The 15,791-nt window shown below is 63.1% G+C and carries 14 protein-coding genes; 5 read left to right on the forward strand and 9 right to left on the reverse strand.

Annotated features, from left to right (window positions below; all coding sequences use genetic code 11):
- Positions 1–334 (forward strand): STAS domain-containing protein (locus tag ACE3UY_RS06250; protein WP_374686689.1); only part of this gene is annotated, 334 nt, incomplete at its 5' end.
- Positions 335–347: 13 nt separating this feature from the next.
- Positions 348–1,706, forward strand: a complete 1,359-nt coding sequence (locus ACE3UY_RS06255; RefSeq protein WP_374686690.1) for an ATP-grasp domain-containing protein — start codon at positions 348–350, stop codon at positions 1,704–1,706.
- 131 nt (positions 1,707–1,837) lie between these two features.
- Here ACE3UY_RS06255 and ACE3UY_RS06260 read toward each other — a convergent pair whose 3' ends face one another.
- Positions 1,838–5,629, reverse strand: coding sequence for an MFS transporter (locus tag ACE3UY_RS06260; protein ID WP_374686691.1), 3,792 nt, complete (start codon positions 5,627–5,629; stop codon positions 1,838–1,840).
- Between the two features lie 183 nt (positions 5,630–5,812).
- On the opposite strand from ACE3UY_RS06260, the gene ACE3UY_RS06265 reads away from it, so the two are divergent.
- On the forward strand, positions 5,813–6,286 hold the full coding sequence (locus tag ACE3UY_RS06265) for a hypothetical protein (protein ID WP_374686692.1): 474 nt from the start codon (positions 5,813–5,815) through the stop codon (positions 6,284–6,286).
- A 14-nt stretch (positions 6,287–6,300) separates the two neighbouring features.
- Here ACE3UY_RS06265 and ACE3UY_RS06270 read toward each other — a convergent pair whose 3' ends face one another.
- From ACE3UY_RS06270 to rplI, 7 genes are all read right to left on the reverse strand, one after another.
- Positions 6,301–6,675: a DUF5615 family PIN-like protein gene (locus ACE3UY_RS06270; RefSeq protein WP_374686701.1), complete on the reverse strand. Its 375-nt coding sequence runs from the start codon at positions 6,673–6,675 to the stop codon at positions 6,301–6,303.
- A complete protein-coding gene (locus ACE3UY_RS06275) occupies positions 6,659–6,895 on the reverse strand; it encodes a DUF433 domain-containing protein (RefSeq protein ID WP_374686702.1) in 237 nt (78 codons plus the stop codon). The genes ACE3UY_RS06270 and ACE3UY_RS06275 overlap by 17 nt, the downstream gene beginning before the upstream one ends.
- 422 nt (positions 6,896–7,317) lie before the next feature.
- On the reverse strand, positions 7,318–8,082 hold the full coding sequence (locus ACE3UY_RS06280) for a prolipoprotein diacylglyceryl transferase (protein WP_374686693.1): 765 nt from the start codon (positions 8,080–8,082) through the stop codon (positions 7,318–7,320).
- A gap of 96 nt (positions 8,083–8,178) precedes the next feature.
- Positions 8,179–8,724: a TlpA family protein disulfide reductase gene (locus tag ACE3UY_RS06285; RefSeq protein ID WP_374686694.1), complete on the reverse strand. Its 546-nt coding sequence runs from the start codon at positions 8,722–8,724 to the stop codon at positions 8,179–8,181.
- 33 nt (positions 8,725–8,757) lie between these two features.
- Complete coding sequence (gene rimO, locus ACE3UY_RS06290) at positions 8,758–10,158, reverse strand: 30S ribosomal protein S12 methylthiotransferase RimO (RefSeq protein ID WP_374686695.1); 1,401 nt, start codon at positions 10,156–10,158, stop codon at positions 8,758–8,760.
- The gene (locus ACE3UY_RS06295) at positions 10,155–11,102 is read right to left on the reverse strand and encodes a helix-turn-helix domain-containing protein (protein ID WP_374686696.1); all 948 of its coding nucleotides are present in this window, start codon (positions 11,100–11,102) and stop codon (positions 10,155–10,157) included. The genes rimO and ACE3UY_RS06295 overlap by 4 nt, the downstream gene beginning before the upstream one ends.
- Before the next feature lie 64 nt (positions 11,103–11,166).
- Positions 11,167–11,709, reverse strand: a complete 543-nt coding sequence (gene rplI, locus ACE3UY_RS06300) for a 50S ribosomal protein L9 (protein WP_374686697.1) — start codon at positions 11,707–11,709, stop codon at positions 11,167–11,169.
- Positions 11,710–12,175: 466 nt separating this feature from the next.
- On the opposite strand from rplI, the gene ACE3UY_RS06305 reads away from it, so the two are divergent.
- Together ACE3UY_RS06305 and ACE3UY_RS06310 are read left to right on the forward strand one after the other, a co-directional pair.
- Positions 12,176–14,488, forward strand: coding sequence for an alpha/beta hydrolase family protein (locus tag ACE3UY_RS06305; RefSeq protein ID WP_374686698.1), 2,313 nt, complete (start codon positions 12,176–12,178; stop codon positions 14,486–14,488).
- Positions 14,489–14,621: 133 nt separating this feature from the next.
- Entirely contained in the window at positions 14,622–15,257 is a 636-nt protein-coding gene (locus ACE3UY_RS06310) for a PH domain-containing protein (RefSeq protein WP_374686699.1), read from the forward strand.
- 96 nt (positions 15,258–15,353) lie between these two features.
- On the opposite strand, the gene ACE3UY_RS06315 is transcribed toward ACE3UY_RS06310, so the two are convergent.
- On the reverse strand, positions 15,354–15,791 hold a 438-nt coding region (locus ACE3UY_RS06315; RefSeq protein WP_374686700.1), incomplete at its 5' end, for an LPXTG cell wall anchor domain-containing protein.

Raw genomic sequence — 15,791 nt, forward strand, 5'->3', positions numbered from 1 at the left:
CAGCTTGCAAGACAGCGCGGCCGAGGCATGCCGGGCCGGGACGCGTTGGCTGCTCCTCGATCTGGCCGGCGTCAGACACATGGGCAGCGCCGGGCTGCGGGCGTTACATCAAATCGACAGCATGCTGCGGCGCGAATCGGCGGGGGAGGCCGGAGGTGACAGCGGCTCCGCGCCAATGGTCGGCAGCTTCAAATCGCCCTATCTAAAACTGTTAAACCCTTCCAGAGCCGTGGCCCGTACGCTTCAATTGTCGGGCTTCGAGATGATTTTCGATATCTTCGACGATCGGCAAGCGGCCATCGACGCTTTCCAGAGCTTTGTTGAGGAGAAGTGACCCCGTGGCCTCCATGCGCGAACTACAGCCCTTGCTCCCCACCGCAGCCGAAGCCCAGCAGTTGGCCCTATTGCGAGACAAGCGCATCCTGATCGTGATGGGCAGCTATCCCGGCAAGCGGCCCATGTACGAACGAGCGCGGCAACTGGGCGTGAAGTTGGTCGTATTGGACGGGCCTGGACATTGGACGCAATCGGCCGTTCAGGAAGGGCTGTTCGAGCAGTTCATTGAAGTTGACCTGCAACCCGCGAACACCCTGGCCGATAGGGCTTATCAGGCCGTCCGGCAAAGCGGCCTGCGTTTTGACGGCGTGGCAACTTTCGAGGAGTTTGCCGGGCCGCTGACCGCTCTCCTGGCGCAGGGGCTTGGATTGCCGGGACACCCGTTTCTCTCCGTGGCTTACTGTCGCGACAAGACCCTGACGCGCGAAGTCTGCATCGAGGCCGGTATCCCCTCGCCTCGCTACTTCCGCATCCGCTCATCGGACGATCTGGCCCCAGCCGCCGACCACGTCTGCTTTCCCGCGGTCCTCAAGCCGGTTTCAGGAGCCGCTTCTATTTCCACCTACCGTGTGAACGATGAGGCCGAGCTGAGCCAACGGTATCACCAGACGATGGAGGCCGTGCACGAACATCTCAAGACGTCGGGCGTCCACAGCGACGACGAGCAAGAGATGATTTGGGCCAACGGCTTCGATATGACACTGGAGCAGTTCCTCGATGGCGACGAGTTCGACGTAGATTGCCTATTGTCGGGCGGAGAAGTTGCCTACGCCTCCGTCGTCCACGACCTGCCGCAGCCCTATCTCAAAGAGGTCGGCTCCCGGGTGCCTCCGCCATTTTCGGAGGAGAAACAGACCGAGATGATCGCCTTCACCACTGAGGTACTGAAGGTGATAGGCTTCACTGACGGGGCGTTTCACGTTGAAGTGAAATACACGAGCGAAGGGCCGCGCCTCATCGAGGTCAACGCGCGCATCGGCGGCGGCTCAATTTACCATTTCCACCGGCTGGTGTGGGGGGTAGACTTGGCCGAGCAGTACTTGTTGACACGCCTGGGCGCGCCCATCCAGCCCAACAAGGCTCCCGCGCCGCGAACCTATCTGGCGTCTTCCGACCTGCCTTGCTCCCGCTCCGGAATCGTCCTGCACGCTGACTTTCTCCAGCCGGTGGCCGACCATCCTCACGTCCTGCTGGCCAAGACATTTGTGAAAGCGGGACAGTACGTGCTCGGACCGGACAAGGGCGTTCCCGACTGGCTGGGGGAACTCGTCGTCTATGGCGACTCGGTTGAAGCGGCCGATCAACTCATGGCGGATCTGTTGGCGCAGATTTCGTTCCCTGTCGCTGAGACTTATAGAGAAAACAGATAAGAGGAACACAGAGGTCACACAGAGTCCCACAGAGGGAAAGACAGCATTCTTCTCTGTGGAACTCTGTGCGATCTCTGTGTCTCTCTGTGTTCCTCTTACTTGCTTTCTCCACTAGAATGGGCGGAATCCGCCTAACGGCTCTGCAACTCCGTCAGGTCGCGAGCGCGGTTTCGCAGGTGGCCGGATAGATTATGAATGATTCCTTCCGCCAGTTCGGCGCGATCTTCCAGCAGTTCGTTGAATGACGCCTGATCGAGTCGCAGGAGGCGGGTGGGCGCGACGGCTGTCACCGATGCCATACGCGGTTCCGGGTCCAGCAAGGCCATTTCGCCAAAGACCATGCCCTCTTCCAGATAGTTGAGGGTGCGGCTCGGCGTGTGTACCCGCACCTTGCCTCTGGCGACGACAAACAGGGCGTCGCCCGGCGCGCCGATCTCGAATACCGTTTCGCCCTTGGCGACGACCACTTCTTTCAGCAAAAAGACCAGTTCGGTCAGCAGTTCATCCGGCAGTTGCCTGAACATCTCCACGCGCTTTAACAACAACATGCCCTCGACAGGCGTCAGGGGCGCGGTCTGATACGCTTGCGCATCCTGAAGCTCAGTCATGGCGTCCGGCGATTCATCCTGGGCCGCCGGGTGTAGGTCGATGGCGCGCACCGACGCGCGCAGAAAGTGGGAGAGGACGCGAATCACGCCGCGGCTGATGTCGGGGCTGATACTCAGTAGTTCGTGAAAGGTATCGCGATCGAGGCGCAGCAGGTGAGTGGCCTCCACAGCCGTGGCCGAAGCCAGGCGCGGCGCCGACTCCAGCAAAGCCATCTCTCCAAAGACGTCGGTCGCCCCCAAATCGTTCAGTGTTCGCTGCCCGTCGTGAATGCGAACCACGCCCGTGACCACCATGTACATGCTGTCGCCCTCATCCCCTTTGGCGAACACCGCCCCGCCCGCTTCACAATGCACTTCGGACATCTGCGCGGCCACGTCCAACAGCGTCTCGACAGTGGAGTCGGAAAAGAGGCGCGCCCGCCGCAAGCTGTCAACTCGGGCGATGGCCGGCAGGGAAACGTCGCGGCCGTCTCGCCTGGCCTCCACCTGCGACGACACGAGGGCTGCACCGGGATCGCCCGCCTCGGCCAGTTGACGGTCAACCGCTTCCACCTCAAGGCGAGATAAAGCCCAGCTGGCCGCCTCCCTCGCCAATGGCCCTGGTGCGGCCAGCGCCAGTTTTGATAGATCGCGCCGGACAGCTTCATCGCTTAGCCCCAGTTGCCCCACACGATAGGCAGCGCTCAATTGCAGGGCGAGGGTGGGGCTATCCAGCAGCGCTGCCAGGCGTTGGTTCGGCGACCGGGTGGGTTGTGGAAAAACCCCGTTCAGCCGATCCCGTTGAGCTGGCAGCGCCAGATCGCCCATAAGCGGCAAGAGAAAGGTTTTAATCTCCTTGGACAGGGTGACGTCCAGCGCTTCCAGGGCATAGGCGCGCTGCTCTTCATCTGCCTGAGCCGACGGCCGCAATGCTTCCCAGGCCCGCATGATGGTCTGAGGAGCGTAGACGAATGACAGCAGGTAGATGATATTTTCCTTGAAGCGCGTCAATTGATCTTTCAGCGCACTCAGCAGCACGTATTGGTCTTCCGGGTCGTCGCCCTTCTGCAAGTCCGCCAGAATCGCGACGACTTTTGCCGCCTGTTCAGCCTCATACGTTATTTGCTTCAGGATAGGCGTTTGTTGCCTGGCTGCCACGTGGTAATCGCATTGGAAGAGAGCGGCCAGCACTTCGGCCCGCACGCCATCGTCGCGATCATGGAGGTGGTCGCGCAGGAAAGTGGCGCTCGCCTCCCCGCCGATGCGCCCGCTGATGTGCGCCAGTTGACGCCGCACTTCAGCATCCTGATCGGGCCGGTCGAAGGCCGACTGGATGGACGGCATGACTGCTTCGCCGCCTTTCACCAAGGCCGCGGCCGCCGCGCGGCGCGTCTCGCGCGCGGCCAGGGCGGCTATCACCGACGGCCACGACGGCGCATACGCCGCGTGACCGGCCGCCGTCAGGGCTGCCCGGCGCACGTGGACGTCGGCATCCCCAAGTAGCGTTTTCAGTAGCTCTCGCCACTCGGGATTGCCACTCTGACCGATGATGTGAGCCGCCAGCATCCGATCAGCTGCTTCAGCCGAACTCGACAGGGCAATTAACCGCCGGCAGGCTTCCGCACAGATCTCGTGTTCGGTGTTGCGGAGCAGCCCGACCATGACCTCTTGCCGGACGTGAGCATCTTCGTCTTCCAGGTAGGGCAGAACCTCATCAATCGCGCCGGCCTCATCCAGGGTGGCGACGAGGCGCAGGGCAGTGGCGCGCACGGCGGGTGACGCTTCCGCGCGCAAGCGCCGGCGAACGGCCGGCAGCGCCTCCACCAATCCCAGCCCTTCCATGCGGCGCAGCGCTTCCTGCCTGATTTCCGGCCGTGGATGCTCCAATAGCTCTGGTAAGACCTCGCCCATCTCCTCGGGGTTTGTCGCGGCCAACGTATCCAGGGCGTACAGGACGACGCCGACGTGCGGGCTGGTAAGCCCTTGTCGCACCACATCCAGGCTCAATTCGTCTAGATGTAAGCTCCGCCCGCCGCGGAACATTCGTTGCCTCAATGCCTGCTGAAGCTGTCGCGGGTAGGCGCGCCCCAGCTTCACCGCCGTCCACAGCCAGACCACCAGAATCGCCAGCAAGAGGTAGGCCCACGCCATGGATGGGAACCCCAATACCTCCGTGAGGAACAACAGCAGGAGTCCGGCGACGCCGATGGACAGGGGGTAGACAATGCCGGTCACGACCGTTTGGGCCTGGGTGCGCTGGTGCGAGGGGAGGGGCTGGTACATCACGTTCACGGCCGCGCTGTCCACGGCATCCAGGACGGAGCGGTACATGGCGGCAATGACGATCAGCCAGAAGAGCGCCGCCGTCGAGACATTGAGTGCGCCCATCAGGGCAAACGGTACCATAAAGACCAGTAGGCCCAACGGCGTCGCCATGAGCATGGCGCGCACGCCAAACCGCGTGAGCACCCGGCCGGCCACGAAAATCTGGACGAACAGGCTCAAGGCTCCATACACGCCGGAGAAGAGAGCCAGGAAACCGGCCAACTCGCCCTCATTGGCATAGCGTAACTCGGCCTGGTCATAGAAGAGATTGTCCACAAAGTAGGCGCCCACGATGAATAGCGCAAACAGGGCGACGATGAGGCGGACGTAGCGGCTGGCAAAGAGGCTGCTGATCGGCTGGCGAGGCTCATCGGCCGTTTCGGATTCGGCGTCGCTCAGTTTCTCAGCATTGCGGCGAAAGATGACCATGAGCACGGCCAGGGTGAGCGCCATCAGCACGGCCGCTATCCACAGGAGATTGGATGTGCCCACCGCGGTGATCAGCAGCGGCGCAATGAACCCGGCCGCAATCGTCGCGATGTGCTCGCCCGAACTGAGCAAACCGAAGAGCCGTTTGCCCTGCTGCAAGTTGTAGATTCGACCTAGCAGATTCCAGAATGACGAGATGGCCAGGCTGTTGTTGACACCGAAGTAGATGGGCAGACTGAACAGGAGCCAGGGGGCCGGCCTGACATTCAAGGCCAGCGCATAGACGGCCAGAGTGACCAGCAAGAAGACATGCACCGCGACCAGGACGGTGGATAAGGCGTGGCGCTGATTGAGCCGCAGGTAAACGGCCGCTGCCAGCGGGGCGGCGATGCTAATCCCGACGTAAGCGAACGACAGGGTCGCCGCGTCAAACGTCGTCAGGAACAGGGCATAGCTGGCCGTCCGCGCCAGCACGTTGGAGGCATAGAGCAAGATGGCGTAGGCTAGCACCAGGCCGACCAGTTGGCCTTCACCTGGATGAACATCCAGAAGCGTTCTGAGTCTGTCCTGCCACCGGCTCATGCGTTCCCTCCTGCGCCGAGAAACGCGCCCTGCTGCCAGCCCAATTGATGTGATATGATAGTCGCTAACTATCTTGTTGTCACGGCGACAGAAGACCTGACAGGTGGGCGGCCAAAAGTATCATTCCCACGAGAGTGCTCTTGGCCGCCCACCTGTCAGGTCTGAGCTAATGAGAGGAATACGATGGCTCAAACCATATCCACTGAGTTGTTTACCACGAACCTCTACGCCCTCCTGACCGAAGCATTTGAAAGCGTCTACGGCATCTTCCTGGACAAGGGCACGTCCCTGTTCGAGACGCTGGCCGGCATCACCGCCGAGGAAGCGTCGCGGGCCACGAGCGGGCGCTGCGCCACGCTGGCGGCGCAGGTCAATCACGTCCGCTTCTACCTGGACGTGCTGGAGAAGTACATGCTGCGCACGGCGACGGAGCGGGCCGATTGGCCGTCGAGCTGGCAAGTCGGCGCGGTGACGGAGGAGGAGTGGGCGCGGCTGAAGTGGGAGCTACGGGAGAGCTATACCCGCGTCCGCGGGGTGATGGAGGGGTTCGATTCGTGGGACGACGACAACCGTATTGGTGGGGCGATGGCGATCGTCGTGCACACGGCGCATCATTTGGGGGAGATACGGCAGATGTTGTGTGGGATCAGAAGCTAGGAATTGTGTACGAACTATCCAGTTCGCACGAGTGGGAGATAACGAATACGTACTCTCCTCGGCTGAACGGTTAAGAGAGCGCCACGCTCGAGTTCGACCTTGCGTTCGGTTAGGAGCACTTGGATTAGCCTTGCAAGCGGCTCAGCCCTCAGACCTTCGATTCGTATGCGCACCACGGATGGAGCGGTAGCGCCTGATAAGGCCAGTATTGCGTGAAAGTCGGCATCCAGAGTAACAACAACACGCCCTTCACGGCGAGCCAGTTCAAGAAGGATTGCGTCGTCCGCTGTGGCTAGGCCGATCTCTCCAGTATGAACGGCATCAATCTCAGCGGCGCGAAGTAGAGAGGCGGCCGAACGGGGGAGTCCTTGATCAAGCAGCAGCTTTATAAGAGAAGGCGACGATGCTGTCTTCTAGATTGGCTGCCGCATATGCCAGCGCTTGGCGAATGTCTTCGTCTTCCAGTTCCGGGTACTCGCGATGCAACTCCGCCCGGTCCGGATAAAGCGCCAATGACTCCAGGACGCGCCGAACCGTAAGCCGTAGATCTCGGATACAAGGCTGGCCGTTCAGTCGCGCGGGGTCTATAGTAATACGGTCAAGAACCATGATGCCATTATAACAGAAACGTAGTGTACCAATATAGTAGCTTACAGAGTACAAAATAGGATCTTTGCTGATTAGCGGCTTGGCAGCACTCATCACTCTTGATACGTCGCAAAGCTACTCATTGCCAGATGCTGAGTTGCATAACGTTGCTGGAACAGAATGGGCCGATAGTGACTTCCGCGTTCACTGTGCTCTCGAACTCGATGCTTATGAAGAGCTTATACAGAATTGCCTTAGAGTAGTTAATCAGGTAACTGGTCCTGGGTGGACAAATTGGCCGTTTGGACGGCGTTAGCTTGCTGAGAGCGTGATAGCCTGGGTTGACTGGGCGACAGAAGCCGTATTAAGCAACGAGGAGATGACATCCCGTTTTGAGCTCGCTCTTCAATTGAGGGCGACCAACCAGTCCAGGCTGGACCAAGTTAGGAGCTTGGATCCATTTGTTCTCTTGGTATTCTAGCCAACGCGATTAGCCCTAGTATCAGCACCCCCAACGCCACCATCTGTACCACGTGCAATCCCCCGGCCATGAGCGGCGCGTTCTCGCGGTAGGCGTCCACCAGCAGCCGCCCCCCGGCATAGACGATGACTGCCCACAGAAATGGCCGGCCCGCATCCTGAGACCTGACAGGCTTTCCGAAGCCGGTCAGGTCTGAGGTGGCCGTCCACCACGCCCCCAGCGCCGCCAGCCCTACTAGCGCCTCGTATAACTGCACCGCATGCCGCCGCACCCCGAACTGGGTGACACCCCACGGCACGCCCGTCAGCGAGCCATAGCCCGGCCCGCCCAGGAAGTCGGCCAGACTGACGGCGATGAGGAAGACGAGCAGCCCTGGGGCCAGCACGTCGAGCGTTGGCCAGAGCGGCAGACGACGCCAGCGACCGTAGAAGAAGGCCGCCGCCGCGCCGATGAGGAGGCCACCCAAGGTATTGTAGCCGCTGTTGAGCGGCCAGAGGATCCCCAGCAGGTTGTCGTAGGATGACCAGTGCAGCAGGATGAACACCAGCCGCGCGCCAAGGAAGCCGCCCAGCAGGCCGGCCGCGGCCAGGGCATAATGCGTCTCAGGGTCGAGTCCCAATCGCCGCGCTGCCCGATCCACCGCGAAAAGCGCCAGCCAGACGCCGAGGATGTAGACCAGTGGGGCAGTGGGCAGGGCGAGGGGACCGAGGGGGAGGGTGGGGAGCATGGCAGTAAGCAGTGAGCAGTAAGCAGTAAAAAGTGTGCAGTATTCAGTGAGTCAGTCGCCGGTTCCGAGAACTGCTTACGGCTCACCGCTTACTGTTCACTGTTTGAGCAGCGCCTCAATCCGATCCTCCAGCACCGCCTGGCTGATCGAGCCGATCAGCACTTCGCGGACGATGCCGTTGTGGTCGATGAAGATGGTCGTCGGCAGGTTGAGGATGCCGTAGAGGTTGTTGACCTTCATATCGTCGTCGATAAGCAAAGGATAGGTCAGGCCGTGGTCGCGGGCATAGCCGGCGATGGTCTCGGCCGACTCCGCCTGGTTGACCCCCAGGATGGCGACCTCGCCCTCGTAGAGGTGATGCGCTTCCTCGAAGTGGGGCATCTCCACCCGGCAGGGCGGACACCACGTCGCCCAGAAGTTGAGCACGACGGGCGTGCCGCCAGCGGTGAAGTCGCTCAGCGTCATCGTCTCGCCGGAGAGGGTGGTCAGGCTGAAATCGGGGCCGAGGTTGCCGACGTGGGGCGCGGTGGCCAGGACGATGGGCTGCCCCGCCACAGTGGTCTCGCGCGACAGGTAGATCCAGCCCGCGCCGAGCAGCGTGACCAGGACGATAAGGATGATCCACTCCAGCCGCTCGCGCATAGTAAGAGATAAGAATCCGCAGATCACGCAGATTTAAGAGAGAAGCTGCGAAATCTGCGTAATCTGCGGATGATTTATTAGGCCATCGTCGAAGACGGACGCGCCGGTCAGGTCGTAGGTCATGGCCCCGTCGATGCGGATGGGGACGATCTCGCCTAGCGGCAGCTCGCCGGGGATGAGCACCAGCCCATCAATCTCCGGCGCGTCGCGATACGTCCGGCCGACGGTCAGGTTGTCGCCGTGGCCCTCGATGAGCACGGGCAGGACGCGGCCAACGAGCGCCTGATTGCGCGCCAGGGAGATGGGCTGTTGCAGGGCCATCAACTCCTCCTGCCGCGCCGCCTTGACCGCCTCCTCCACTTGCCAGGAGACGGTGGCCGACGGGGTGGAGGCTTCGTAGGAGTAAGTGAACGCGCCCACCCGGTCGAAGCGCAGGTCGCGCACGAATGCCTTCAGCCCCTCAAACTCCTCATCCGTCTCGCCGGGGTAGCCGACGATGAAGGTGGTGCGGATGGCGATGTCGGGCATGGCGGCGCGCAGCTTCTCGACCGTGCCATAGACCCACTCGATGTTGGCCGGCCGGCGCATGCGCTTCAGGGTCTCGCGGTGGCCGTGCTGCAAGGGGATGTCCAGGTAGGGCACGATCTGCGGCGTAGTCGCCATCGTTTCGATCAGTTCGTCGGTGACGTAGCCGGGGTAGGCGTACATCAGGCGAATCCAGGGGATGTCAGGCGCGGCCGTGGCGATCTGCTTCAGCAGCAGCGACAGGCCGTTCTTCAGGCCCAGGTCGTGGCCGTAGTCGGTGGTGTCCTGAGCGATGATGATCAACTCGCGGATGCCCGCTTCTTGCAGTCGGACGGCCTCAGCGACGATAGCCTCCGGCGGCCGGCTGACGTGCGTGCCCTTGATCTGCGGGATGGCGCAGAAGGCGCAGGGGCGGCGGCAGCCGTCGGCGATCTTCAGGTAAGCGCTGGCCCCCTGAACGGCAGCGCGTAGCACGCCCCGCTCATCGCGGCCGACGGTCTGGGCCTCATCTGGCAGGTGGTAGAGCGGTTCCGGGTGCTTGCGGCGGCGCAGTTCGCGCACGAAGGGCACGATATCCATCCAGCGGCGCGTGCCGATGACGCCATCGATGCCCGGCGTCCAGGCCACCACCTCATCGCCATAGCGCTGGGCCATGCAGCCGGCGGCGATGAGCAACTGGTTCGGCCCCTTGAGTGCGGCCAGTTCGCGCAGCGCGCCGATAGACTCCTGACGGGCGCTCTCGATGAAGCCGCACGTGTTGACGATCAGCACGCCGGCGTCGTCGGGGTCGTCCGTCGCAGAAAAGCCGGCCCTCAGGAGAAGGTCGGCCATGCTGTTGGAGTCAACCGTGTTCTTGCTGCACCCCAGGCTGAGGAGGAAGAACTGCTTCTTCTGCTTGGCTTTGCTCATTGCGTCGTACGCCACACTTCTTCGTAGCGTTCGCCCCGGCCGCCGAGACGACCCAGGGCCACGTCGTTGATCGTGACGAAGACGCCGACAGCGTTACCGGTGACGATCTTGGCCTCGTTTTGCGCCGTCCACTCAAAGGCGTCGTTGGTTTTGGCGATGCCGCTGAAGACCACGCTGCCGTCGATCGTTACTTCCATCCACGTCCGCTCCAGAATGTCCACCTTGAGCCGGATCTCGTCCAGCGTCGCCGGCAGCGGCGGTCGGGTGGGCGTCGGCGTGGCCCCAGCCGCGCCCGGGTTGTTGCGGCTGGTATCCACGATGGGTTGCTCCGTCCCGTCAAGCACGATGGTCGACCCGCCGGCCGCCTCCTCGTCTTCGGACGGGGGCGCAGTCGTGGGCGTCGGCGTGGGTGTGGCGTTGGTGATGTCAGCGACGACGTCCTGAACGGCCGAGGAGATCTCCTGCACCGCGTTGCTGCCATCGTTGCCGAACAGGATAGGGATGAAGCGGTTGGCGATGAGCGCCAGGGCCACGACCAGGGCGACGATGATGACGATCTGGAGCATGCTGCCCGAACTGCCGCCGGCGGCGCTGAACCCCTTGCCGCTGACCTCCATGTTGACCGGGTCAAAGAAGGGCTGATCCTGGCGTTCAGCCAACGGCGTCTCGGGTGTAATCTCCTGGACGGACGGCGGCGTCAGGGGCACGTCCTGACCCTGACCGGTCAGATAGCGATCCAGCAGCGGCTGCGGATCGAGGCCCAGGAAGCGGGCATAGTTGCGCAAGAAGCCGCGCGCATGCACCGGCGTCGGCAGAGCGCTGTACTGGCCGTTTTCGAGCGCGGTCAGATAGCGGGCGTTAATCCGGGTGTGGGCCTGGGCGTCTTCGAGCGTCAGCCCCCGGTTTTCGCGGGCTTCGCGCAAGATGTGGCCGATCTCGTCCATGGCGGCGTCGATCGTTCCTTCCGGCGGGCCTTACGGCCGCGACCGGTCAGCGGCGGGGCCGCTGTCAGGCTTCGGCTTCGATTTCCGCTTCGAGCGCTTCTTCCTCGTCCATTTCCACTTCGACTACCGGGGCGGCTGGCTGGGCCGGGGCGGTAGCGGGCGCGCCCTCTTGCAGGACGACGACCAGGAACTCCGGATGGTGATCGGCGCTCAGACGAACGGGGACGTGGTGTTCGCCCAGCTGGCGCAGCGGCTCGGCGCCGACTTTGCGGCGGTCGATCTCCGTGCCCAACTTCTCGTTGAGCTTGTCGGCGATCTGAGCCGTCGTGATCGAACCGTAGAGCTTGCCGTTGTCGCCCGCGCGCGCGGTGAAGGTCAGGCTCACGGCGCGAATCTTCTCGGACAACAGGTCATGCTCGGCCCGCATTTCGGCGCGGTGCGCCTCAGCGCGCTTGCGCCACGCCTCGGCCTGCTTCATAACATTGGGCGTGGCCTTGACGGCCAACCCCTTGGGCAGCAGGAAGTTTCGCCCAAAGCCATCGGCCACGGTGTGTACTTCGCCGGCGTAGCCGAGATTGTCAACATCTTCTTTCAGCAGCACTTTCATCGAACTCAGACTCCTCGGTGTAAGAATCGCAACGACGGCCCAGGGTAACACCTCATCCGGCCGCAACTGCGGAATGATCTCTAAAGCAATCAGTTATGGTAGCAGAGGATCGCCCGTTTGGCAAACGCCGTCGCCTCTGTGTCTGCATCGAGCTGCATAACCCAAGCCCGCGGCTAAACCACTGACGCTCTCTGAGAATCCATCGTACAATATCTTCAGTTGTGGCGGGAGCTTCTCCGCTAAACGTCTCATATTGCCTGTGGGAACGGTAGGGAACACAAGGAAGTGCACTGGCCGACATGCTGTCCGGCAGCGTGTGGTGGGTGGAACGGGCCTTGTCGAGCGCCACGGCCACAGACGGTTGAGCCACCGGCGCGGCATGGCGATACGTAACTTTCGATAGGCGACAGCGGGCCTTCTCTCTGGCTATGCTGGTCGGCAAAGTCTGACTGTTGAGGAAGGATCGATGAACACCATTGCCGAGCCGCTGCCCGAACAAGCCCAATCGTCGCCGGAGAGTCGCTCCAGGACGCCCATCTTACCGCCGCTGCTTCTGGCGCTCGGCCGCGGTTTCACGCTATTCGGCTGGGCAGCGATCGTCCTGGTACAGGGTATCTATGGCGTCACGACCCAATGGGGGCTGGGGCCGGCGCTCGACTTCGCCGCGCTGGCGCTGGCGAGTTTCCTCTTCGTCGCCCTGTTCGATGGGATCGCCACCCTGCTCTGGAAGCTATTCAATTTCGCCTTGCCGCGCCTCCGGCTGGGTCGCGCCAACGCCTACCTCCAGGCCATCCCCGCGCCGATGCTCGGTCGGCTGGTTGGCATTCTGCTCATGGTCTTCGGCGACGTGCTGTGGCCGGAATCACTCTTCAAGTACGCCACGCTGGCCCTGCCGGGCAAGGTGATCGTGTTGGCCGTCAGTGTGGCGGGAGCGCTCCTCTTCGCCGCGCGGCTGATGAGCCGGCCGGCAACCCGGTACGCACTGATGGGTCTGGCGGCCGTCCCGATGGTGGGCGTGGCCGTCTTTCTGTTCCATCCGGGGACGGACGCCTATCTGGCTATGCCGCCGGCCATTCCAGCCGTCCCGGCGCTCAATCTGCAGAACCCCGGCCTGCCCGGCCCCTATGCCGTTCGCGCCCTGTCCTATGGAAGCGGCAACAGCGACCGCCGGCCGGAGTTTGCCGCGGAGGCGGCGCTGATCACGCCGACCGTTGATGGCTCCTCTATTTTCGCCGGCTACAGCGGTTTCGCTGCCGGTTATCATCGCTGGTACAACGGCTTCGACTTCGCCCACCTGCCGCTCAACGGCCTGGTCTGGTTACCGGAAGGGGACGGCCCGTTCCCGCTGGTGCTCATTGTCCATGGCAATCATGGCATGGTTGAACCGTCCGACCCCGGTTACGCCTACCTGGGCGAGCACCTGGCCAGCCGGGGCATCATCGCCGTATCGGTGGACGAGAACTTCCTGAACGGTTTCGGCTTCGCCGATGGCGACATGGCGGAGATGCCGCTGCGGGCCTGGCTGCTGCTGAAACATCTCGAGCAGTGGCGCGTCTGGAACGAATCGCCCGGCACCCCGTTCTATGGCCTGGTTGACCTTGACCGCGTCGGCCTGATCGGTCACTCGCGGGGCGGGGAGGCGGTCGCCCATGCCGCCGAGATGAACGTCCGGCCGGTTGGGGCGGTCGCCGGGGCCTCGGACGCCGACGATTTTGGCTTTGGCATCCGCGGCGTGGTGGCTTTGGCCCCCTGCGACAATCGCTATAAGCCGCTCGGCCGGCCGCTGCGCTTAAACAATGCCGATTACCTGTTGTTAGCAGCGGGGCACGATGGTGACATGTACTACCTGGACGGCCTGGGCCAGTACAGCCGCGCTACCTTCGCTGAGAACCCCGACGGTTTTAAGGCCGTGGCCTATCTCTACCGCGGCAATCATGGCAACTTCAACACGGTCTGGGGCGACGCCGACCAGGGCACGTTCGAGTCGGTGCTGCTCAATCGCCAGCCGCTCCTCTCGGCCGAGGCGCAACAGCAAGCGGCCAAGGTGTTCATCACCGGCTTCCTGGAGGCCAGTCTGAACGGGCGCGATGAGTACCGCGCCCTGTTCTACAACACGCCCGCCGCGCGCAACTGGCTGCCCAATGACATTATCGTCACCCAGTACGCGGACGCCGGCTTCGCCCCCCTGGCGACGAACAGCCGCGGCAGCCAGACGGCGCTGGATATACCCGGCGGCAAGGCCGAGGCGAGCGACATGACCTCGTGGCGAAACACGGAGTACAGGCTGCGCGATGGCGAGACGCTGGTACCGAACCGCGGACTCTTGTTGGAGTGGGAGGCCGACAGCGCGCCGGTCTACCTCCTGAGCTTGCCGGCCGGCGGCGCGGCGGCGTGGGAGTTGACGCCGGCCGATGCGCTGTCTTTCACCCTGGCTCCGCTCGGCGAGGATGCCGAACGCGTGACCGCCCCTGTCTGGATCGAGGCGGAGTCGGCCGGCGGCACGCCCGCGCGCCTGTCCCTCAAGGACTTCGGCCCGCTCCAGCCGCCGCTGCCGGCGCGACTAACGAAGGCGGAGTGGATCGCCGCAGCCCCGGGCTATCAAGTCGTTGTGGCGTCCCCGGCCGAGCGGGTGGCCCAGGTCTACGACCTGCCGCTGTCGGCCTTCGGCGTGGCTAACCCTGACTTCCGGCCGGAGGAATTGATCGCCGTGCGCTTTCTCTTCGACGGGACGGCGGCTGGCGGCGTGATCATCGACGACGTGGGCTTTCGCCGGCCCTGAATCGTCCGCGGATTGCGCAGATCGCGTGGATTGCTAGTACAATACGTCAGACTCCCATGAGGGCCGGCCGCGACGTGGCATGGCCGGATACCTTCTGATATGTATTGCGCAAGATAACGGAGGATTACCTGAGATGACCGACCAGATCCCATCCGGCCCGATCGAGGACCCCATTGCCCGCTTCATCACCGAAGACCAGGACCGCGACCAGGTCGCCCGCGTATACGAGAAACTCAAGCAACTGCTGACCAGCGGCGAGCAGGTACTTTACATCGCCGTCCAGAAGCCCATCACCTTCGATCCCACCCCGGAGATCGTGGCCCTGACCAACCGGCGGTTCATGCACTATCGGCAGAATGTGCTCGGCCGCGCCCAATTCACCGACTACATCTGGCGCGACCTGAAGGAAGCGAAGCTGGAAGAGAACGTGATGCGGGCCACGCTGACCCTCTACGCCGCCAACGGCGAGACGCTGGTTGTCGACAACCTGGTCAAGGAGCAGGCGCGCCGCCTCTACTCTATCTGCCAGGAGATGGAGGAGAACGTCCGCGAGGAACTGCGCTTGCGGGCCATGGAAGAGAAGCGCGCCGCGGCCGGCGGGATTATCCTGCAAGGGGGACATGGCATGATGGAGGCCATGGGTACTTCGGCCGCCCCGCTGGACGAGCCGGTGCAGGCGCTAAGCAAGCTGAAGCAGCTCATGGAGGCCGGGCTGGTGACGGCCGAGGAGTACGAGGCCAAGAAAAAAGAAATCCTGGCCCGGCTGTAAATAAATTAACCACAGCTCCTCACGGATTAAACGGATGAGCACGGATTGAACCCTGGGTTCAATCCGTGCTCATCCGTTTAAGTGGTTAATCCATCGCTACGCCCGGCGCAGGCGACGCGCGCCGAATATGATGAGCAGGAGTACCAGGCCGGCGGCGATGATGCTCCATTCCCCCTGACCCGTCTCCGGCAGTACCGTTGGCGGTATGGGCGTGGCGGTGGGCGTCGCCGCGGCCACTGTGCCCGTCGCGCCGGGGTCTGGGGTCAGCGTGGGCAGCACCGTCCCGGTGACGGTGGGCCCGGGCGTACCCGTGCCGGCCGTTTGCGTGCCTGTGGCCGTGGGTAGCGCCGTCCCGGTTGCCGTGGCTGCTGTCCCGGTGGGGGTGACGGTGGCCGTCCCGGTGGCTACTGGCTCTATGGCGCCGGTGGGGGTGGGCGATACTGTGCCAGTGACCGTAGGCAACACAGTCCCAGTGGCCGTCGGCAGCGCGGTTCCGGTCGCGGTAGCCTGGACGGTGGCAGAGGCGGTGGCTTC

It is taken from the genome of Promineifilum sp. (SeqCode) (genome assembly GCF_041918635.1).
In the GTDB taxonomy this organism is placed as follows: Bacteria; Chloroflexota; Anaerolineae; order Promineifilales; family Promineifilaceae; genus Promineifilum.